Genomic DNA, 20,123 nt, shown 5'->3' with positions numbered 1-20,123 from the left:
ATGATGATCATTCCATTCACAAAGCTTACTCGTCAAATGAAGTTCTTTCAGTAACCGAACTTTGTCTTTACGAGTCGAAAGTAATTCATCTACTATATCCTCAAGCGTTGCTTCTAGTAACGTTTCATCTTTTCCTATGAGAAAAATACTATCTCCCTTTATTCGGATGCGATCAAATGCCATTCTTCTTCCTTCACAACGATAGGTGCACTTCTGACCAACAAGAGTAAAAATTGAAGTCCATTTATCTAAACGTGTTTCTTCATATTTGATTAGTCCTTCAAAAATCATGGCCTCTACAAGCTGCCGCCTTACACGTAGCTCTCCTTGTTTAGAAGCTAAAGGCTGTAGCTGCTGCATATTCTGCCTCCTCATGCTGAAGAACAAACGGATTTGGAATTTTCGTGTATACCGCTTGTTCAAGTTCGGCTTCTAGTTCATCTACATCATGAAACCTTGTTAATAAATTTGCTTTGAACGCAAGCTCTTCTTGTTTTAGAATGTTACGAACAAATGCCTTCCCGAAACCTGTAAATTCTTTTTCTAATAAGTGCAGTTGATCGATAGACCACTTCAAAAGAATTTTTTCATCGATTAGCTGATCTGCTCCAAATCGAGATATAACGGGAAACAGTTGATTCATAAACAAATAATATGTAAATCTATCATGAATAAGGGCATCTTCGTAAAATAGCTCAGCTGTTTCATGTAAAGAAGGCTCTATTGAAAGAAGTACTTCTTTATATGTTTTTGATAAGTAATAACCTTGGTTATCACGATAAAAATAAATAGTTGGATAACCAGAAGAAATGTTTAACAGACTATTTTGCTGGTGTGCTTCGAGAGCGATCCCATGCTCATCGTATAATCTTAATAATGATTCGATAGCACATTTCCAATAGTCTTTAAACCAGTCTAAGCTTACACTCTCTATTAAGCGGAATTCTGATTGAGAGATTTTCATAATGAGCTGACACAGTTTTGATTTTTCGTTTGGCAAGGGCTCTTGCACAAGAGTAGCGATCATGCATATTCCTTCATCATGCCCTTTAGGAAATACGTTTGAGCGAAAAATAACCTCAAACCCTGACTCCGTCTGATTTGGGAACTCTACAGTCATATAGGCTGGGTCATCAATCATCCGGAAAGATGGATGGTTCTGTAAGAAATCAATCTTATTCATTAACCGAGCCATAACAATTCCAGCTTTTAGTTCATGAATTCTATTTACCCTCAATGAATTCGTTATTTTTACAGGAATTGAAAACTTATACATCATTTCTTCATTTGAGCTATATACCGTTCTAATTGAAGAGGTTGCTGTATAAAATGCCCCAAGCGCACCTTCGTATTTTATCAACCCCTCAGCAATCGCTTCTTTTACATACTGTTGCTGTAAAAGCCACTGTGCTTGAAGCGGGTGCATCGGAATGAGGCAATCCTTCTCTGACATAACAAAATCAGGTTGTGATTTTGTTAAAGACTGAGTAATGAGTTCACTCGCACTTTTTTCTAATACAGAGGACTCTTTCACAATTTTACGGTCGACACGAAAATAGTGAAGTTGGAAAGAACCTTGTAACTCTGGAGCAAAACTCGTTTGTTGCCAATCTGCCATCCCTTGTCTGCTTTTAGGTGTCGGATGAAGCCAATGTCCAAATAAGAGAGACTGCTCAGCTTCAATAAACGTACAGTTAGCTCCATTTTGTTTCTTACCTTCCAAACTCTTTTCAGTATAATTTGCCATCGTTTGATAGCTCTCTATTATGCGAAGAATGAGTTCATCAAAATGGGAAGAAAGTCCAAGACATCCATCCGCCTTAGCCATAAAATGTAGTTCCTGAATGAGCGTGATGAGTATCGTTAATTTATCTTCGACAAGCCATTGTTTTTGTTTCGTACAATACTTCAACGAGACACCAAATATATGTCTTCCAACAAGAGATTTGTATTCCATGCCAAATGCAAAACGTGTGTTTTGGATCGGCAACTCAATCTCTAACATATGTGCCTCTGTAATCAAGATAGATAGTCGCTGTTCTTTTATCCACTCCTCCTTTCTGACCCAATGTCCGCTACTCACCTCTCGTATATAACAATTCATAAACGCCTGAAACGTTGCATTTTCTGCAATCTGTTTAGCTATCTGTTGCATGTAATTAACCATCCTTTCACAAAGTCTTCTCTCTACCAAATGATAATGATTATCACTCACTGACAAAAAAATTAGTCTCCCTAATTAGAAAGACTGATGATAAGAAGCGAATAGAAACAAATGTGGTGCTGATAACAATTGATAATGATTATCACTTTCAATTACAATTACATATTATAGGAAAGACAGAAATGACTCAACTGTCTAAAGACCTATATGGCAATATAAACCATCGAAATAGGTAAAAGTATAGAAGAATATTTCGTTTCTTGTATCACATGCGCAAGATTATTGATACAAGATACGGCGTGACGACAAAATATTATGTAAAACTAGAAAACATCAAAAAAGTTCACATCATTTTATGTGAACCTTGTTTGACGTTTTATAATGAATATTTACTCAGTTAATACAAAAATAATTTATATTATCACGGCTGTGCAATTACCGTAAGAATGGCTTTCTGGTTGAACTAGAAGTGATTGCAGTTAAACGGACATTTTATGAGCTAACACAATGGTATTAATCGCTGATACGGTATCTTTTGCTACCATCTGTTCATCCAGCTTCAAATGAAGTTGAAATGTAGAGACTGGTGGAATTTTAGTAGAAATCATGAGCTCAACATCCTGAAATGAAAGCACCTTCGCTTGCACGATTTGCAGCCAGGGAATAAGATCCGGTAATGATTTATCTTCCGAAAGGCCAGTTTCCATGCCATCCGTCCTAATAGGTGAATACCCATCGAAATACTCAATCCTTAGCACAGCATTAGAGGGGGTACTGTTCCTCAAGGTCGTGGCCGCTTGCTTCCGATGACGGGAGGTTTTTTTAGGGCCGATAATCATATTCCACAAAACGATAAACATAGAAGGAATAAGGAAGCCGAGCACCCCCAACCCAACACTGGAGGTATTGACATAGACGGTAAGAAAGATGGCTGCGGACAGAATCGCAAGCACCCATATGTAGAGCTCTTGCCGCCATTTGGGCTGGCGCTTCCCAGATGCTGGAGGAATAGACTGTGCTAGCTGAATTTCCGGATTTTGCTCCGGTTGAGCTACCGTACGTTCTCTCCATGGCAAATGTGCTCCCCATTCAGCATATAGGAGTTATCGTCTACTCCCTGCCAGACCTTCTCCTGCGATGGATGCGGCGACTGCCAGAGAGTAACGTATTCTTCAATATCTTTCAAATAGAGGGCTGGATCACCCGTGAACGAGAAATATTGCGAAAGCTCCAGATGAATAATGGCAGCTGAATACTGCTGTACATGGGTCGATAAGGTTTCTAGCCACTCATGCACAGGAGTTGCTAACGATGGGAAATGGGCCAGCGTAACGGGTAAACTCAGGCAGATCCTCCACACCCGGATGGTCCATAAGGGGTTGAATCTTGCTCCATGCTTGCATAAGCTGCCTACTATAGCGCTCGAACTCCTCTTGACTAACCAGACAAAACCATACTGGAGCGAGAAAATTATTCGTCTCGAAAGCTATATTCTCATAAGCCACTGAACCGGTATCGGCATTTGTGACGCTCAGGTATGTTCGGTTTCCCATATAAGATCCTTCCTCCTATCTTTGTTTCATATCCAATAATGGAATCAAAAAGCGTTTAGTATTTTACTAGGCAACCGTCACAATAACTTTTCTAATTTCCTCTATTGTCCTGTTCTCTTTTATAAGTAAAGGCAAAGATGTAAGAATTAAAATTCCTATCATCCCAACCCACGCCCAAATATTCATACAGCCACTTCCTTTCTTTCGATTTCTATTTTATGTAAAGGCAACGGCAACTTAATATTTTCTCCTTAATACCGTTATGATGATTGCATGAAGGATCATTAAACCTGAGATTAAAAACCAAATAACTAATTTGTATGTATCGTAATCCAGTTGACCAATGAATTGTTCATACAACTCGATTAAAAACCATCCCAAAGGCATTAAAGGAAATACAATTCCATAGGATTTATTGGAAATGCTCTTCCCACGCTCATCCTTTTTCTCTTCACCCATTTCGAATTTCAATGAAATAAAGACCGCGATAAAGAAAATAAGTACGTAAATAATACGTAAAATAGTTTGAATAACTTCCATATTTATTTCTCCTCCTCTACTTCATATTGAAAAACTTCATGTAAATCCACACCGAACATTAGTGCTATATCAAAGGCTAACTTTAAAGATGGATTATACCTGTTTTTTTCAAGCGAAATAATCGTTTGTCGGCTCACGCCCAGCTTATCAGCGACCTCTCTTTGTGATAACCCCCGTTCAGCTCTTAACACAACAATTCTATTACGAATCTTTCTTTCATTACTTAACGGCATCTCAGCTCACCTCTTACAAAAGAGTAATATATTCCCAACATTAAGTAAAGTTTTTTTTACATATAGTATGAAATACATTACTCTTAATGATTAAAAGCAGTACCTTGCTATGGATTATCCTCTACTATCAATGTTATTTCACCGTCTGCATCACTTGTAGGAGCACATGCGGAGTAAAAGGCACATCTAATTCAATGGTTGCTTCTTGAATGTGAATTCGTATTCTCAACGGGCTTATACCGACGGCAGTAGTTATCTACGGAATATTTAACGGAAATAGATCTTTCAAAAGCGATGCGGCAAAAACGATGCCAGGTGAAAAAGATGATTGTCTTGTAACAAGGCAGAACAAGAAGTCGCCAGTTGATATCAATAGCAAATTATAAAAAAGTAGTAGAGGACGTATATACAAAAGATAGGTTCAAAAGCTATTTTATAGTCGTTATCTGGAAGTGATAAGTGGCTGATGGCATCATGACTTGATAAGTAGTAGAATGCAGTGGAATTGAACTCCCATGAAAGAACTTAATCATCTTTCATTTTCTGTGGTGAAGAGCTGATTTTTGCGCTTCATGGATGGCTAACGGAGAACGATAGATCAATTAGGAGGAGGCTACCGAAGATGACTATGTAGGTGTTATTTTCGCAACTCTAAATCTAACCGATTTAGTAAACGGACATTTTTTTCTATTACCAATAGTTGGTCATATGTCTATTTTAAAAATTGAACTTCGACAACGTTAAGTATCGTAAATCTCTGTCATTTCATATGTAAATAAAGTGAAACTTAATCAGTGAGGTTTTTTTCATCCCCACTGATTATTAGTTGAACGAAATCGGGCTTTTACGGGCAGTACTACTCCCAACTAACTTCTTTGCTTTAGAGGTGGGAGTAGTACTGCCCGTTAACGCGGAATAAACCGATATTTTACAATAAATAAAAGAATCCATTTTGAAAAGATTGATCAAAATGGATTCTTCTTTAAAAGATTTTAGCTTTCATATTATCTTTTACAGCGTTATCGTTTTTGTTGCAACTGTTTGTTGAAATGCTTGATCATGCTCAACAAACACCATTGTCGGATTAAATTTTTGAATTAGCTCTTCAATCTGCATGCGCGAATAAATATCAATAAAATTCAACGGTTCATCCCAAATATATAGATGCGCTTTTTCACATAAACTTTTGGCTATAAGCAGCTTTTTCTTTTGTCCACCAGAATAATGAGATATATCTTTCTCAAATTGAATTCGGTCAAAGTCCATCTTGCGTAGGATAGATTTAAATAACGTTTCATCAATCCCATGCTCTTCAATAAAGTCCGATAACAGTCCCTTCAAATGAGAGGTATCTTGTTGGACATAGGAAATAACGAGACCTGAGCCTACATACATCGAGCCTATATGCTGTATCGGATCTCCTTGAATTAGTTTGAGGATACTACTTTTTCCGCTTCCATTCTTTCCATCAAGCACAATTCGGTCACCTTGTTCTAGTTTAAAGCTAATTGGCTTATTCACTATTTGATGATCGTACTGAACAGACACATCGGCCAAAACAATCAATTCATTTGAATGAAACGCCAATGATTCTAATTTTAATGACTCGGTTTTTTCCACATTTTTTAGCAGTTTTGACTTCTCCTCAATCGCTTTTTGTTGCCTTGATTCAAGGTTCTTTGCTCTCTTCATCATCTTCGCTGCTTTATGTCCTACAAAACCTTTGTCTAACTTAGAGCCTGAATTCGTTGTCCCATTTTTGGAAGCCTCCACTTGATTAGACCAACCGGATGTACGCTTTGAAGACTGTTTTAATCTCCCTATGTCTTTTTGTAGACGCTCATTAGTTGCCTCTTCATGTTCTTGCTGTCGATCAAAATTCAACTTCCAAGAAGAATAGTTACCACTTTGAACTTCAATATTTGCTCTATTTATAGATAAGATATGGTCAACACAGCCATCTAAAAAGTTTCGGTCATGTGAAATTAATATAAACCCTTTTTTCTTTCCTAAATATTCAGAGACCATCTTTCGTGCTTCCGTGTCTAGATGGTTGGTTGGCTCATCAATTAATAGAAATTGACCCTCCGTTAAAAAAAGTGCGGCAAGCAACACCTTTGTTTGTTCTCCATTTGATAATGTTTTAAAAGGTCGATACATGACCTCGGCATCAACGTCTAAATAGGATATTTCACGAAGAATTTCCCAATCTTCTGCCTGTGGGCAAATTTCTTCCATGATTTCATGTGTATACTTGTTTTTATCCGAAACTGGATAAGGGAAATAATTAAATTCTACCGAAGAATTGATTTTCCCATTGTACTCATAATTCCCTAATAATAAATTAAAGAATGTTGTTTTTCCTCGTCCATTTCTACCGATAAATCCAAGTTTCCAATCCGTATCTATTTGAAAGTTTACATTTTCAAAAATATTGTCAAAGCTGCTTGGATAAGAAAAAGTTAAATTTTGAACTTGTATCATTGACATGAAAATTCCTCCTTTGTATATCAACAGTTTTTACTTTTTATACAAAGTCGGTATATCCATCCATTCTAAATTTCTCCGTATAAGTTTGATGGATATTAACGACTTGTACGAAGTATTACATGCGTAACAATAGTATCTGAATCGCTCATTTCTCTCTCCCCTTTATTGATTAGATTATGAGAGAATAAAAAATCCTCCCAATTAGTAATTGGAAGGATTAGTCTTTCACTTAGCGTAAATAAGTCCCTTAATTGCCATTAGAAACATGACAAAAAAAAGTATAAACTGATTTATAAAATGGACAGACTAATCCTATATTTTGTAATTTGAAGTTTGAAGTTGTTCATTTCAAATAAAAAATATAGTTTAGTTAATCATCGTCCATTCATCAGTCCTCTCATAATTTGTATTTTTATTTTACCAAATTTTTTTAGGAAATACAATTCAGTATCATCTTCATTTCAAACATTACTGTTTGTTGCTCTTTTGATAATTACCATACAATTGACCACAAGCAGCGTCGATATCAATGCCAAATTGACTTCTAATGGTCACATTAATACCGGATGATTTTAATTGTTTATAAAAAATATAAGCAATATATACTTTTCTTGACGTTATTCGTATATGCTCATCTAATGTGTCCATTACAAATGTAAAGTTTAGTTCGACTTCATTAAAAATTATCAATCTATATATTCTTTATTAACAAAACGAAGAGCCACATTAAAATGTGACTCTCTATCTTTGCTTCATTAATTTTCCTGACGTAGATCTTATTGGCCAAATTTCGCTAAAAAAGGGATACGTTTCGTTAGTCCGTTATAGATATTGAATAGGATTTTTACGACCGGCTCCAATTTTTTAGAAAACTTGATAATGACTAAACTTGCCCCAAATGACAGAAGGGCTCCGCCAATCACGTCCGCTGGATAATGAACGCCGACATAAATACGAGAAATACCTACTAGGAATGCCCATATCAATACAGGATACTTCCACGAATCTTTTCGTAAAAGCAACGTACATGCAACAGCGAATACTAATACTGAATGATCACTTACAAACGAAGAATCATCAGCATGTGGTACTAATTGATGAACACTATATGTGATGAATGGTCGTGGATGGTAGTTGACCAAGTGAATAAGTGCGTTTAAACCCAATCCAAGTAAACATGTAAAGACAATGTAGAAAGCAGTATATTGTTTTTCTATCCTCTTTTCCTTGTTTGCAGTAAACCATAAAAATAACATGAATACGATTACGACATAAGGAACACTATCGGTGATGAAAATCATCCCTTTATCCAGAAAAGGATAGCGACCCGCTATATCATTAATCCATTGAAATAGTCCATAATTCATTTTGTAAATCTCCTTACATTAAATTCTCAGTAAATCTCCAATTCATTTTGTCATGTAACACGTAACTTTTTAGTAGCTCAGTGCTCAAACATTTCGACATAAATCCAGTTGAATACCTACTTACTGTCATAAAAGACGTCATAATAAGCGTCATAGTTTCCTTAAGTATTTAGAAATTCAAAAAAACATTCATCAATAAACTTCAGTCGAATGGCTTTTTCTACAATATTAAACCCTAAAATAGAAAATATTATTGTAAGCTAGCAAAAACCAGTGAAAAGATGATAAAATATTTTCATAAAGGGGGCTTGCAAATATGGGGAAATTAAGCAAAAGGAACATACTGTGGATTGTGCCAATCGGGATTTTAGGGGTATTCTGGTATTTTTATGGACCACAAAAGGACATTACAGATAATGAATATATTACATATGTTAAAAACTATTCATTCGAAAATAGTAATAAAACGTTAGAATCTGGCCTTGCCGACGCTTGTAAAAATCCATATTGGGTCTATTTTGAAACCCAAAAAGGACAGGACGTTGTAGAATTTAAAGGAGACTGTCCTATCAATAATAAAACCGCAAAAGTGAATACTCAATTTTTAGTGGATCGTGATATGACAAATGTGAGATACGGTGCAATGCTGGTCGATAATAACATGCAGGAGGAAGCAGATCGAGATAAATACTTAGTCGCTTTAGTAGGTGAATAAATAAAATGAAGCTCTCGTTTAAATAGCGAACGAGAGCTTCATTTTATTAAATCGACGGATAGAAAAGTCGAACTGACGGATTGAATTACTCAACCGACGGATAACACCTTTCTACATTCGATAAAGGACCCTTATTCATCATTTCACAGCTTTCCAAATGGTCCATCGATCCTTTTCCACTATAGAACTCTCAGTTGAAACGGCCTGATCAATATAATTCACTAGGTCATTTAATTCTGTATCGTCTAATTCATGTAAAATACTTCTACCTGTTCTTTCCCGTAAATCGTTTAACAATTGATCTTTCTGTTCATACACATTTCTTATTTCCGATAATTTCACTTCTATAATCTCGCTAAAACCAATTTCCTTCAGGGTCTCTACGACTAGCGCACTACTATGTCTGCGTTTCATTTCTTGTGCCTTTAATTTTGGAAACCGTTCAAAGAAATAGCCTCTAATATGGCAGTCGTCTCCCTTAAGAAGACAATCTTCAGGTGTACGGTCTTGGATAATATAGACCCCTTTATCCTCCAAAATCCTATATGCCTCTTGAAAACAAGTCTTTACATCTTGGATATGATGTATTAATGCTCGTTCCAGGACTAACTGAAAGCTGTCAGCATCTAAGCCTGTCGCCAGTGCATTTCCTTGCTTGAAAGTAATATGATGATAATCTTTACAATTTTCTTTTGCCCCAACGAGCATAGCCTGAGAAAAATCCACACCGATCACAGAAGTTACGCCCATATCTGCTAATGCTTTCGAATAAATTCCTCCGCCACAGCCAATATCTGCAGCCTTCGAAATATTCATGATAGGGACAAGTTCTTTCATTGTTTCAATCCACGAGTGGTCAGCATTTCGAGTTGTATAAGTAGTTTGATTGTCCTTATTGTGAAAATCAATGCCCATCTTCATCACTCTTTTCTGTTTTTAATACCGATCTTTATGGATATTTTTGCTAACACTATTTTACATTTTTTGATACATAAGTAAAATTAATGTTAATTATCAATTTCCATAAGTTATTGTTATCAAAAATCAGCAGTGATTGAAATTATTATCGTGCAAATTCGATTGTTTTAGCTGTCCTCTTCGCTACAGATTCCCCCATAATTTGCTCAACAAGATATAACGCCATATCAATACCCGATGAAACCCCGCCTGAAGTTATGAGTTTACCATCATGTATAACTTTGCTTCCTAATACTACTTGAATCTCAGGATATTTTTCTTGTAAATTTTTCAATGCTAAATGATGGGTAGTTGCTTTTTTTCCGTTTAATAATCCAGTTTGTCCTAAAATATACGCACCCGTACAAACCGAGCATATGTATTCACTATTTTTATGTTTGATAATCCACTCTTGAATTTTTTTGTTTTTAATCATTGATTGCACAGCTCTTAAAGGTCCCCCTGGAATGATTAGAATATCTAATTCAGGACTATTGTCAAAACTAAAGTCAGGTTCTACTTTTATCCCTGAATGCGTTTTAATTTGCTTCCCAGTTTCTGAAATAGTAAATACATCAAATGGTTTCGTAGGTAATAATTCTTTTTTATAAAGAGTAAGAGCTTCCTCGACTTTATTCTTAGTTGTCAGTGCTAGTACTTCTGCTGGGCCAGTAAAATCTAAAACATCTACATAATCATAAATTAAAATGCCAACTCTTTTTGTTTTCATTTTAAGATCCCCCATCGCCATGATCCATATATTAATAGTTCTTTAAGTACGATTATAACACGATTATCCATTTAGCTTATCATACAACCACTTCTGTAATTTAACGGAAAATATCACTAGTTTTTAAATGTTGCTTAGATTTCTTTAGTACTTCTTTACTGTGCCTCTTCATATCAAAGGAATTTATATACCTACCCCTACTCATTATCTTTTTCAATAATTGAACGTAATCCACTAGCTTCAAAAGTTCCTTTTAGAATTGTTTCTATCAACATCGTGGCGATTTCCTCTGGTGATTGTTGCGTACCGTGTTGTAACCAGTACGTAATAACTCCCAAAATAGCATTTGAGTTATACGCTAATGTTAATTCAATTGGAAAATTCCATTTACTTTTATCTGTACGATTACCTAGATAAGCATTGAAATATCTCACAAAAAACTGTCTCATTTTTTCATAGAAAAATGGATCACCATTTGGACCTAATATTAATTTTAAGAAATTAGCTTCTTCATAAAACACTTCTAAAATTTGGATCATTACAGGCAATCGTTCATGTTTAAACTGATTTACATTCAACTCTAAATTTGTAGTTTCATCTAAAATAGCGTTGAATTTTTCAAAAATTTCGTTCTCGTACTGTTCTAATAAATTGTATTTATCCACGTAGTGCAGATAAAAAGTCCCACGATTAATATTGGCCCGATCCGTAATATCTCGAACCGTGATGGCTTCAAAGTTCTTTTCAGAAAGTAAAAAGAAAAATGCTTGTTTAATTTCATTTTTCGTTCGTATAATTCGTCGATCGGTTTTAGACATGGAGTCATTCCCCCCCTTTTTAATGAACACATTTTTTTATATGTTGAATATTGAACACTTTGGCTGCTTTTGATTATAGGAATTGATTTTTTAACAGTATATAATCAAGTTAAGAAATAATCAACACGATGTACATTATCTGAAAGGAGAATTTCAATGAAAGAAAATAAGTTTTTCGGTATCGCGTTCGTTGCTGTACTGTTATTGTCCTTCATTTTTGTAGCAACACAAATTCCTGGAGCCCATTCATACCCTAAAAATCTTCCAATCGGTCTTGTTCTTGAGGATGAGGGTAACATGGGGCAAACGTTTGTCGAGACGATTCAAAAAAATTCACAAGCAACAAAGGAAGCACCCTTTAAATGGGTAGTATTAAAAAATGAACAAGAGATGAAAGAAAAATTAACGAATCAAGAATTGTATGGAGCTATTTATATCCCTAAAGACTTTTCTGAAAAGTATGCTTCATTCCAAACACCCACACCTACATCAGCCATGCTAAAAATTTATATAAACCAAGGAAAAAATGCTAACGTTGCAACTATGGTTACACAAGCTTTATCTACAATGGTCGAAAAAATGAATGACAATGTCAGTGCCCAATTATTAGCTGTTTCTGAAAAAAATAATATGCCGTTAAATGCTAATCAAGCACGTACTTATTCAACGCCTATCCAAAACGAAATAGTCACTGTACATGAAACGGGTAAATTAGGCAATGCACCACTATCATTCTTCCAACCTATTTGGATCAGTAGTTTAGTCAGTGCTATTCTGTTGTGGTTCACTGGAAGAAATCGTAAGTTTAATTCTGCATTGGAGCAATTGAAATTCCGAGGATTGCAGGCTTTGATGGCCATTATCATTGGTTTATTTGGAGGATATTTATTAACTTGGTACTCCACTTGGATATTGGATTATGAGTTTGCAAATTTCAACCATGTTGCTCTATTTTTATCACTGACTTGCGCAACATTTATTTTATTAATACTAGCGATCACTACATGGATTCAATTTGCAAGTTTACCAATTTTCATTCTTTTAATGTTCTTTGGTTTACCGCTTCTACAAATCGCACCAGAAATGATGCCTAGTTTTTACGCTGATTGGATCTATCCATGGTTACCGTTCCGCTTTATGTTTGAAGGATTAAAGGATATTCTTTTCTTTAACGGAGAACTTTGGGGCACAGCAGCAGTTACATTATGCTGGATTGCTGTTATCAGTATTTTAGGTTTACTTCTATCTTTAGTAAAACGTAGTTCCTATAAAGAGGACGATACATCTGCAGGAATAACTACTGTTATGAGAGAGGAAGAAGTTTAAATCATTTTATATGAAGCCAAACAAAAAACTCATGCAATTCATCACTTTTTTGCATGAGTTTTTTTATTTTGTTTATTTTACGGACTGGATTATGTTTAGCTCGAGTATTCGAATTTCCTTATTTAACTTAGTAATGGCTGCTTCTATTTGTTCAAAGCGTTCCAAATGATTTTTACTGACATTGTGCGTGGGTAGTGCTTCTTTTAACGCTGCCTGCCCCGCATATAAAATTTCAAGTAAATCCAACTTTTCAAAATAAGCTGTGCTATATTGTATCTCCATTCTACCAAAGCTCCTTACGTTACTTTTTCACTACTAATAAAACGCTATCTTTACTAGCACTATAACCGAAAAAAGTAAGCACAAAACCACGACTTAGTTATCATTTATTATCCAATAAAAGGTATGCCCATATTAAAAATATATTTTCATAGGATAAAAGATTTGTTATTAATAAAGTGAAACTTTAATCAGCAGGGTTTTCTTTATCTTAAAATGGAATAGATAAATGTATCGTGTGCCAGCCCATTTTGATACATATAATCTCTAAGAATGCCTTCCTGTTGAAAGCCTATTTTGGTTAGTAGCTTATTCGAAGCTTCATTTTCTATAAATACAACAGCACCTATACGAGTTAGCCCCATATGCTGAAAGCCATACGACACAATTTCGGTAACTGCTTCTTGCGTATATCCTTTTCTCCAATAATCAGGATGAATTTCATAACCGATTTCTGCTCGTCTATGTATAGGCGACCAAGCGTGAAAACCAATTGTCCCGATTATACCCTTTATTCCCTTCCTTTCAATGCCCCATCTTATGCCTCTTTTTGCAGCAAAGTTCTTTGAAAATAATTCTACTAAATCTTTTGCTTGTTGTATCTCTATAAATGGTTCTTGTCCGTAATAGCGTGTGACTTCTTCGTTTGAAAAACAATTAAAAATGGATTCCGCATCATCCTGCGTAAGCTTTCTTAAAATAAGTCTTTCTGTCTCTAAATTAGGAAACACATCCTTCTCCCCCTTTCATAACATCTATTCTCCGCACTCCCATTAAAATCCTTTAAAAACAAAAAAGCACACCAATTAGAAAGTGTGCTCACATTGTTTGAGTGATTTTATCCAAAAACTTGTGCAGCTATAGCAAATAGCGTATTGTTTCTAGTCGGCATTTTTTCACCATGAAGAATCATAACGGGCGGTGTATTTGCTTCTGTAAAACCACATTGCTCTAACCATTTTATACATTCAGTATGACCAGATGGTACATCAATTCTTAATTTTCCATTATGTTCTTTCGCCAAAATATTAATGATGAGACTAGCTGTTTTTGAATCAGGCGCTACAATTGGACCTAAAATTAGATTGATCGGCCCTAAAATGGACAATCCAAAGCCTATAATATTTGCTTGGGGATCTCTCATAACGATACAGTGCTTAGATTGCTTTATTCTATGCCGTAGAAAATTACTTCTTTTATCTCCGAAGGCAGCAGCATCTAATCGGATAATTTCAGTAAAATCGCTCTCATTATAATCTTCAATTGTATATTCATTAGAAGCTGAGTTATGTGCTCCGATATATTGGTCAGTCAGATATTTATGCACATAATCAACAGTGGTAAAGCCCATTTTCTTATATAACGGTTCCCCCTCTTTCGTTGCGACGAGCATAATTGCCTTATATTCTGAAACACTTTCAATACATTTTTGAGTAGTTAATTTCCCGAGACCAAGCCCTCTGTATTTTTCATGCACAATAACCATGCCTATAGAAGCTACATTTGAATCATATGTGATAATGGCCGCACTTGAAACAGTTTTCCCCTCAGCATTTTTATGCCCAAATATTTTGCCTGACATCATCAGCGTTCTAATTTCGAATTCATCGTAATCCCACCCGACAGAGTCAGAAAGGGCAATTAATCCTGGAATATCATTTTCTTCGAATACTACTAACTGTAATTGATTTAATGTAGTCATTCTTTCCCTCTCTCCACACAAGAACATTTGTTTCTATTATATATATATACTCTATTGTGCACAAGTGCAATTTTTAAAACGTAGCAATGTGAATAAGTTGATTGCAGTGGAGGCTGGGCGACTCCTCGGGGATCAGCGGTAGAGGAACGAAGGCTAAAAGCATCACGTCCTGTGATAACGCCTTCGTGACCAACATCGTGCTGCTGCCGCTACGTTAGCACTACGCTTTCGCGCAAAAAACATCTGTTGGCCCGAGACCCCGCAGCGCAGCGCAGCGGCTCATCGGACGCCCCCAGGAAGCTCTGCTCTGCGCGAAAGCGAAGCGTCAGCGGCAAATGTTTTATCTGTGCGAAAGCGTAGCGGCAGCAACAATTGTTTTATCTGTGCGAAAGCAAAGCGGCAGCAACAAATGTTTTATCTGTGCGAAAGCGTAGCGACAGCAACAATTGTTTTATCTGTGCGAAAGCGTAGCGACAGCAACAACAAAGCGCCCAGCCGGAACGGAAATCACCCCCACGTTCTGATGAAGACCTAACGTATGCAAGTGATAGAAAATATTTCTATATTTCCCTTTAAAAAATTTCAAATATCTCTATAATAGAGACTAGACTATGCACTCCTACTTTAAGCATATTTAGGTGATTGAAAATGACATCTTATGAACGCATACTTATAATGGTCCCGCCGTTTCCCTAGCTACGTCTACTCTTTTCTAAAGAAGTAGATTTTGCTTGTAGGAGGGCAATAAGTTGAAAAAACATGTAGCACCATCTTTATTATTAATGATTGTTCTTGTAGCTTTTCCACAGATTAGCGAGACAATCTATACACCATCTCTACCTGATATTTCAGTTGCATTAAATGCTTCAAATCGCTCTGTACAGTTAACCTTGAGTATTTATTTTATAGGGTTTGCTATCGGTGTCTTTTGTTGGGGATGGCTTTCTGATTTTATTGGACGAAGACCGGCCATGCTAGGCGGTTTAATTTTTTATGGTATTGGAAGTTTCATGTGTTTTTACGCGGAAACTATCACTTTTCTATTAGTTAGTAGATTTATACAGGCTTTTGGGGCAGCGACAGGCTCCATTATAACGCAAACCATTTTGCGGGAAAGTGTATCTGGTAGTAAAAGACATGCGATGTTTGCGCAAATTTCTGCAGTAATTGCGTTTACTCCTGCAGTAGGGCCACTGATTGGTGGCTGGGTCGATCAAGCACTTGGTTTTAGAGCTGTTTTCTTTGTGCTCGTTGCGATGAGTATTTTGTTGTTTATCTATGCTTATTTCAGACTTCCTGAAACAACAGATAAATCAACGAGAAAAAGAATGGCTATTTTCCCAGTTGTAAAACGAATGATTTCATCTCCACGGGTTCTTGTCTTTGGATTGCTGATTGGTGGGATAAATGGTGTGTTATTCAGTTATTATGCTGAAGCTCCTTTTATCTTTATTGACCACTTCCATTTATCCCCTGGTCTTTATGGATTTCTTGGTATAATTGTGGCGCTTGCCTCTATTATCGGTGCCATGATTTCTAAACGACTAGTCAACAAATATCAGCCCGAAAAAGTTATTCATCTCGGTTGTTTGGTCATGACTGTCGGTGCTTTATTACTACTAATCGTTAGTACATTACCATTGCCTACTATCGTTTTACTAATAGGCATTTTAGTAACCATTTTTATTACGTTATTAGGATCAGGAATTGCTCTACCTAATTGCTTAAGCCTTGCGCTTGTCAACTTTCAGGACGTTATCGGGACAGCTGGCGCGATTTTCAGCTTAGGCTATTACTTACTCGTAAGCTTCATAACGTCTGGTATGAGTTTCCTCCATAATGGTTCATTAATAATTATGCCACTATATTTCTTCATCCTAACGATGATACTGTTCATATTCGGAAGAAAATTTATTGATTAAACTATTGTAGCGGGAATATCTAAATCAATAGCTCTTCCTTACTGGCCACCCTATATATCTATTAGGGTGGCTTCTTATTTACTGAAAATAATAATTGACTACTTCTTCAGCTGAATGAAAAATAATATTGCTTTGCGTTTTATAAATAAACTTTGGTGACGTACAAGCTTTTTCGAGACTTTTTGCGTACTTTAATGTATCGGTCATTTGCTCGATAATCTCAGAATAGCCATCAAGGTTATTAGAGATCTTTGGCATCATTGTATCGGAAACGTCTAAAACAATGGAAACTTGATCCTCCGCATAACTATTTAAATTAATGAAAAAGCACTCCTCTAAATCTTTTGAATGTTTGTCAACATTAATAACTGCTTCATTATATTTTGCGATTAGTCCCGTAGATGTCACTGTAATAGTAAAGCCTTGTTCAGTTAATTTTTTATTAATGGCATCTAACAATGTATTGACTTCTGCATCCATTTTGGGCGTTACAGACGTCTGTATTAAATTATCACAATTTTGATGAATGGTATCAATTTCCGCTTGATGATCAACAAGTAATTTAAAGTTTGATATTGAATACACACTAAATCTCCCCTTTTTTATAAGTTTGACAATTGGGCGTTTTTTTAGTCATCTTTCAGCCATTTAGAACAATAATTTAATTTAGGAGAGATTACATGCATATAAGAAATTCTGTTAAAGCATTAATAATAGAGGATGACAAAATTTTACTAACAAAAAACCAAGATGCAGAAGGCAACTTTTATCTTTGTCCTGGTGGTGGGCAGGAACATGGAGAGATTTTTCACGCTACTTTAGTAAGGGAATGCATTGAGGAGATTGGCTGTTCAGTCGATGTTGGAGAGCTACTTTTTATTCGTGAATATGTTGGAAAAAACCATGAGCATGCATCTTTTGACTTTAATGTTCATCAAGTGGAGTTTTATTTTGTTTGTCAGTTAGCACAAGGAATACAAACGAAATTTCAGCCAACAAATCCTGATAGTTATCAAATTGGATTAGAATGGCTGACGATTGAAGACTTATCTACCTATCGACTATACCCAAAAGAATTAATAAAGTATCTCCAACAATATTGTAACGGTCAAGAGACTCCCATCTATTTAGGTGATATCAATTAGTATATGACAAAAGGCTATCACAAAGGGAAATTGTGACAGCCTTTCTATATTTAAACTAGATGTTTTACCATTGTAAAATAGCTACTACTAGGAGGATAATCTTTTATTTCTCCTACAACCTGATAACCCCTCGCTTCATAAAACGTACGTGCTTGAAAATCATAGGTAGTTAACAAAGCCTTCGTTGCTCCCATTTGCTTGGCTGTTTCTTCAGCTTTCGTTAGTAGCTGTCCCCCAATACCTTTTTTACGGTAATCTTCACTAAACCAAAACTTATTGATTTCCACCCATCCCCAATATACCTCAGCAGTGATGCCACCTATCCATTGCTGTTGAAGATCGGTTACGATTAAGTTTAACGGACGAACAGAACCCTTTTTTCTACTTTCTTTATGATACGGTGAATGTTCATCGTTGTACTCTCTAATCTTTGTATTTAGAAACGTAGTAAAGTCATCGTGATTTTCTAATAATATCTCTACTTGATAATCCATATGAATCCCCTTTCCATATGTATCTCTATGCTTTATAACGCTCCATTAGCTTTTCCTGATGAGTTGAAAAAATTTCATCAAGTGAAATATCATATTTATTTGCAATAACTATAACATTCCCTAAAACATCTCCAAGCTCCTCTACTAATTCTTGCTTATTTTCTTCATACGATTGAACTTTTTCATCTGGTCGATCCCTACCAATTTCCAACGCTCGTATAGCTCTTGCTACTTCCCCAGTTTCTTCAGCTAGAAAGCCAATACGCGTAAAAATACTTAAATCAGACCAACCACGTGTATCATAGTAATCTTTCACGAATTTTTGAAATTCATTTAATTCCATTTCTATTTCCTCCATTTCTTTCCTCTTAAAATTAAATTATACTATAAAAGTGAAACGTGAATCGGTGAGGTTTTTTCATCCCCCACTTATTAATAATGTTCACTAACCGTTATTGCGGAAAATAACGTATCAGATATGGAGGAACCATTATGAATAGTATTGCAGTATTTTGCGGATCAAGCATCGGTGCTTCTGAGGCATATAAAGAAGGAGCTATTCTTCTAGGAAAAGAATTAGCAAAACGTAATATTACCTTAATTTATGGCGGAGCGAGTGTCGGTGTGATGGGAACAGTAGCAGACACGGTTCTTCGTGAAGGTGGCAAGGTGATTGGGGTTATTCCGACGTTATTAGAGGAACGTGAAATTTCTCATAAACATTTAACAGAGCTCATTGTCGTCAATTCAATGCATGAACGCAAAAGCAAAATGATGGAACTAGCTGACGGCTTTATTGCTTTACCTGGAGGACCTGGTACGTTAGAAGAATTATTCGAAGTATTCACTTGGAATCAAATCGGCCTTCTGCAAAAGCCTTGTGGTATTTTAAATATCAATCATTATTATGACTTACTCATTGGATTATTTGACCATATGCAAAATGAACAATTTTTACAAGCCCAATCCCGAAATGCACTACTTGTAGATGAAGACGTTGCGGCACTAATAGATAAGTGTGCAGCCTATGTTCCTCCTGCAGTTAAAACATATCAAACAAATAAATGAAATAAAGACTTCTTAAACCATTAATTATAGGATATTGTATGGGTTATAATAAAAATTCATTACTATCTTACATTCTCAAAAAACAGCTGAACATATGCATTCAGCTGTTTTTCATGTTGTTGATAATTTTATACTACTCTCATAACTTTCTTGTTATTTCTCCAGACTTAATAATAATTGTGACATAATTTGCTTGACCACCGTCTATGTGGTTTTCCATCTGCGACACATCAATATCTGTCTCAATGATCACCCGTTTACGTTCTTTCCCTCTTAACTTGACCTCATATGGGGCATCGTTATTCATAAGTGTTACAATTCGTACATCATCTTCAAATGGATAGCGTTCATAAAATTCAATGGTGAATTGGTTACTAGTTCTACTGTAATTTTCAAAAGGAAGTTCACAGAATTGAGCTTCAGGAAGCCACTTCTTCAGAGGTGGGAGGAATGAAGTGCTTTTTTCTTTATAGAACATATGTTTATGTTGTATATTGTGAATAATCAAAAAATAAAGGAGTTCATGGGTAATGACGAAAGGGAAGAAAGATTGTTTTGTTATAGAACTCAAGTTACTTATAGATACATGGCAAAAGGATATTCTATTAAAACGTTTTGAA

21 protein-coding genes and 2 pseudogenes are annotated in these 20,123 nt (G+C 35.8%); 5 read left to right on the top strand and 18 right to left on the bottom strand.

The window, feature by feature from the left end:
- The 8 genes and pseudogenes from ACFXN8_RS24420 to ACFXN8_RS24385 form a co-directional block, all read right to left on the bottom strand.
- Positions 1-360 (bottom strand): annotated as a pseudogene (locus ACFXN8_RS24420) (IucA/IucC family protein); the annotation flags it as partial.
- Complete coding sequence (locus ACFXN8_RS24415) at positions 332-2,155, bottom strand: IucA/IucC family protein (RefSeq protein ID WP_386848054.1); 1,824 nt, start codon at positions 2,153-2,155, stop codon at positions 332-334. The gene ACFXN8_RS24415 and the pseudogene ACFXN8_RS24420, both read right to left, overlap by 29 nt.
- Positions 2,156-2,643: 488 nt before the next feature.
- Positions 2,644-3,240 (bottom strand): hypothetical protein, encoded by a 597-nt coding sequence (locus ACFXN8_RS24410; protein WP_386848053.1) that lies wholly within the window; start codon positions 3,238-3,240, stop codon positions 2,644-2,646.
- 714 nt (positions 3,241-3,954) lie between these two features.
- Positions 3,955-4,257 (bottom strand): hypothetical protein, encoded by a 303-nt coding sequence (locus tag ACFXN8_RS24405; RefSeq protein WP_386848052.1) that lies wholly within the window; start codon positions 4,255-4,257, stop codon positions 3,955-3,957.
- 2 nt (positions 4,258-4,259) lie between these two features.
- The gene (locus ACFXN8_RS24400) at positions 4,260-4,490 is read right to left on the bottom strand and encodes a helix-turn-helix transcriptional regulator (protein ID WP_386848051.1); all 231 of its coding nucleotides are present in this window, start codon (positions 4,488-4,490) and stop codon (positions 4,260-4,262) included.
- Between the two features lie 1,011 nt (positions 4,491-5,501).
- A complete protein-coding gene (locus tag ACFXN8_RS24395) occupies positions 5,502-6,980 on the bottom strand; it encodes an Lsa family ABC-F type ribosomal protection protein (protein ID WP_386848050.1) in 1,479 nt (492 codons plus the stop codon).
- Positions 6,981-7,448: 468 nt separating this feature from the next.
- Positions 7,449-7,631: pseudogene (locus ACFXN8_RS24390) on the bottom strand (23S rRNA (adenine(2503)-C(8))-methyltransferase ClbB); the annotation flags it as partial.
- A 125-nt stretch (positions 7,632-7,756) separates the two neighbouring features.
- Positions 7,757-8,347, bottom strand: a complete 591-nt coding sequence (locus ACFXN8_RS24385) for an undecaprenyl-diphosphatase (protein ID WP_386848049.1) — start codon at positions 8,345-8,347, stop codon at positions 7,757-7,759.
- A gap of 316 nt (positions 8,348-8,663) precedes the next feature.
- Here ACFXN8_RS24385 and ACFXN8_RS24380 point away from each other — a divergent pair, with 316 nt between their 5' ends.
- Positions 8,664-9,062, top strand: coding sequence for a glucosamine 6-phosphate synthetase (locus tag ACFXN8_RS24380; RefSeq protein WP_386848048.1), 399 nt, complete (start codon positions 8,664-8,666; stop codon positions 9,060-9,062).
- Between the two features lie 138 nt (positions 9,063-9,200).
- Here ACFXN8_RS24380 and ACFXN8_RS24375 read toward each other — a convergent pair whose 3' ends face one another.
- The 3 genes from ACFXN8_RS24375 to ACFXN8_RS24365 form a co-directional block, all read right to left on the bottom strand.
- Positions 9,201-9,977 (bottom strand): class I SAM-dependent methyltransferase, encoded by a 777-nt coding sequence (locus tag ACFXN8_RS24375; protein WP_386848047.1) that lies wholly within the window; start codon positions 9,975-9,977, stop codon positions 9,201-9,203.
- Positions 9,978-10,125: 148 nt separating this feature from the next.
- Complete coding sequence (locus ACFXN8_RS24370) at positions 10,126-10,749, bottom strand: DJ-1/PfpI family protein (protein WP_386848046.1); 624 nt, start codon at positions 10,747-10,749, stop codon at positions 10,126-10,128.
- Positions 10,750-10,946: 197 nt separating this feature from the next.
- Positions 10,947-11,567: a TetR/AcrR family transcriptional regulator gene (locus ACFXN8_RS24365; protein ID WP_386848045.1), complete on the bottom strand. Its 621-nt coding sequence runs from the start codon at positions 11,565-11,567 to the stop codon at positions 10,947-10,949.
- A gap of 156 nt (positions 11,568-11,723) precedes the next feature.
- Here ACFXN8_RS24365 and ACFXN8_RS24360 point away from each other — a divergent pair, with 156 nt between their 5' ends.
- Complete coding sequence (locus ACFXN8_RS24360; protein WP_386848044.1) at positions 11,724-12,893, top strand: YhgE/Pip domain-containing protein; 1,170 nt, start codon at positions 11,724-11,726, stop codon at positions 12,891-12,893.
- A gap of 72 nt (positions 12,894-12,965) precedes the next feature.
- On the opposite strand, the gene ACFXN8_RS24355 is transcribed toward ACFXN8_RS24360, so the two are convergent.
- From ACFXN8_RS24355 to ACFXN8_RS24345, 3 genes are all read right to left on the bottom strand, one after another.
- Positions 12,966-13,175: a hypothetical protein gene (locus ACFXN8_RS24355; protein ID WP_376075702.1), complete on the bottom strand. Its 210-nt coding sequence runs from the start codon at positions 13,173-13,175 to the stop codon at positions 12,966-12,968.
- Positions 13,176-13,378: 203 nt separating this feature from the next.
- The gene (locus tag ACFXN8_RS24350) at positions 13,379-13,903 is read right to left on the bottom strand and encodes a GNAT family N-acetyltransferase (RefSeq protein WP_386848043.1); all 525 of its coding nucleotides are present in this window, start codon (positions 13,901-13,903) and stop codon (positions 13,379-13,381) included.
- Positions 13,904-14,010: 107 nt separating this feature from the next.
- Complete coding sequence (locus ACFXN8_RS24345; protein WP_386848042.1) at positions 14,011-14,874, bottom strand: GNAT family N-acetyltransferase; 864 nt, start codon at positions 14,872-14,874, stop codon at positions 14,011-14,013.
- Between the two features lie 749 nt (positions 14,875-15,623).
- On the opposite strand from ACFXN8_RS24345, the gene ACFXN8_RS24340 reads away from it, so the two are divergent.
- Complete coding sequence (locus ACFXN8_RS24340; RefSeq protein ID WP_386848041.1) at positions 15,624-16,796, top strand: multidrug effflux MFS transporter; 1,173 nt, start codon at positions 15,624-15,626, stop codon at positions 16,794-16,796.
- A gap of 78 nt (positions 16,797-16,874) precedes the next feature.
- Here ACFXN8_RS24340 and ACFXN8_RS24335 read toward each other — a convergent pair whose 3' ends face one another.
- Entirely contained in the window at positions 16,875-17,381 is a 507-nt protein-coding gene (locus ACFXN8_RS24335; protein WP_386848040.1) for a hypothetical protein, read from the bottom strand.
- Positions 17,382-17,476: 95 nt separating this feature from the next.
- Here ACFXN8_RS24335 and ACFXN8_RS24330 point away from each other — a divergent pair, with 95 nt between their 5' ends.
- Positions 17,477-17,941, top strand: a complete 465-nt coding sequence (locus tag ACFXN8_RS24330; protein WP_376075691.1) for an NUDIX domain-containing protein — start codon at positions 17,477-17,479, stop codon at positions 17,939-17,941.
- Positions 17,942-17,991: 50 nt separating this feature from the next.
- On the opposite strand, the gene ACFXN8_RS24325 is transcribed toward ACFXN8_RS24330, so the two are convergent.
- Both ACFXN8_RS24325 and ACFXN8_RS24320 read right to left on the bottom strand, forming a co-directional pair.
- Positions 17,992-18,435 (bottom strand): GNAT family N-acetyltransferase, encoded by a 444-nt coding sequence (locus tag ACFXN8_RS24325; protein WP_386848039.1) that lies wholly within the window; start codon positions 18,433-18,435, stop codon positions 17,992-17,994.
- A 25-nt stretch (positions 18,436-18,460) separates the two neighbouring features.
- Positions 18,461-18,778, bottom strand: a complete 318-nt coding sequence (locus ACFXN8_RS24320; protein WP_386848055.1) for a MazG nucleotide pyrophosphohydrolase domain-containing protein — start codon at positions 18,776-18,778, stop codon at positions 18,461-18,463.
- 149 nt (positions 18,779-18,927) lie between these two features.
- On the opposite strand from ACFXN8_RS24320, the gene ACFXN8_RS24315 reads away from it, so the two are divergent.
- Complete coding sequence (locus ACFXN8_RS24315) at positions 18,928-19,503, top strand: LOG family protein (protein WP_386848038.1); 576 nt, start codon at positions 18,928-18,930, stop codon at positions 19,501-19,503.
- Between the two features lie 139 nt (positions 19,504-19,642).
- Here the strand turns inward: ACFXN8_RS24315 and ACFXN8_RS24310 are convergent, their stop codons facing one another.
- Positions 19,643-20,011 (bottom strand): hypothetical protein, encoded by a 369-nt coding sequence (locus ACFXN8_RS24310; protein ID WP_386848037.1) that lies wholly within the window; start codon positions 20,009-20,011, stop codon positions 19,643-19,645.
- Positions 20,012-20,123 lie beyond the last annotated feature (112 nt).

Origin of the sequence: Lysinibacillus sp. NPDC059133, assembly GCF_042755925.1 — a bacterium.
Lineage (GTDB): Bacteria > Bacillota > Bacilli > Bacillales_A > Planococcaceae > Lysinibacillus.
Note: the sequence above shows the minus strand (reverse complement) of the source record. Positions and strands in the feature narration are given on the sequence as shown.